The 1,125-nt window shown below is 54.1% G+C and carries 1 rRNA gene; it reads right to left on the reverse strand.

What is annotated here, in order from left to right:
• A 23S ribosomal RNA gene (locus J2Z70_RS33035) occupies nucleotides 1–1,125 on the reverse strand; the annotation flags it as partial.

Here is a 1,125-nt window from a genome sequence, read left to right on the forward strand (position 1 = left end):
AGGGCACTAGGTTAGAACCTAGATACGATCAGGGTGGTATCCCAACGGCGCCTCCGCAGAAGCTTGCGCTCCTGCCTCCACGGCTCCCACCTATCCTGTACAGATCGTACCCAAATTCAATATCAAGCTGCAGTAAAGCTCCATGGGGTCTTTCCGTCTTGTCGCGGGTAACCTGCATCTTCACAGGTATTAAAATTTCACCGGATCTCTCGTTGAGACAGCGCCCAAGTCGTTACGCCATTCGTGCGGGTCAGAATTTACCTGACAAGGAATTTCGCTACCTTAGGACCGTTATAGTTACGGCCGCCGTTTACTGGGGCTTCGGTTCACAGCTTCGGATTGCTCCTAACCGCTCCCCTTAACCTTCCAGCACCGGGCAGGCGTCAGCCCGTATACTTCGCCTTGCGGCTTCGCACAGACCTGTGTTTTTGCTAAACAGTCGCTTGGGCCTTTTCACTGCGGCCCCCTCGGGCTATTCACCCTACCGAGGCACCCCTTCTCCCGAAGTTACGGGGTCATTTTGCCGAGTTCCTTAACGAGAGTTCTTCCGCGCGCCTTAGAATTCTCTTCTCGCCTACCTGTGTCGGTTTGCGGTACGGGCACCTTCTCCTGGCTAGAGGCTTTTCTTGGCAGTGTGAGATCATGACCTTCGCTACTATAATTTTCGCTCCCCATCACAGCCCAGCCTTACGATGTGCGGATTTGCCTGCACACCAGCCTCACTGCTTAGACGGACATCCATCAGTCCGCGTCACTACCCTCCTGCGTCACCCCATCGCTCATAGCGGATTACGGTGGTACAGTAATTTCAAACTGTTGTCCTTCGACTACGCCTGTCGGCCTCGCCTTAGGTCCCGACTTACCCTGAGCGGACGAGCCTTCCTCAGGAAACCTTGGGCTTTCGGCGGATCAGATTCTCACTGATCTTTTCGTTACTCATACCGGCATTCTCACTTGTGTAGTGTCCAGCGCTCCTTACGGTACACCTTCAACCCCTACACAACGCTCCCCTACCCCAGATGCAAAGCATCTAGCCATAGCTTCGGTGGTGTGTTTAGCCCCGTTACATTTTCGGCGCAGAGTCACTCGACCAGTGAGCTATTACGCACTCTTTCAATGGTGGCT

The sequence above is a fragment of the Paenibacillus silagei genome (assembly GCF_017874735.1).
Classification (GTDB): domain Bacteria; phylum Bacillota; class Bacilli; order Paenibacillales; family Paenibacillaceae; genus Paenibacillus_AQ; species Paenibacillus_AQ silagei.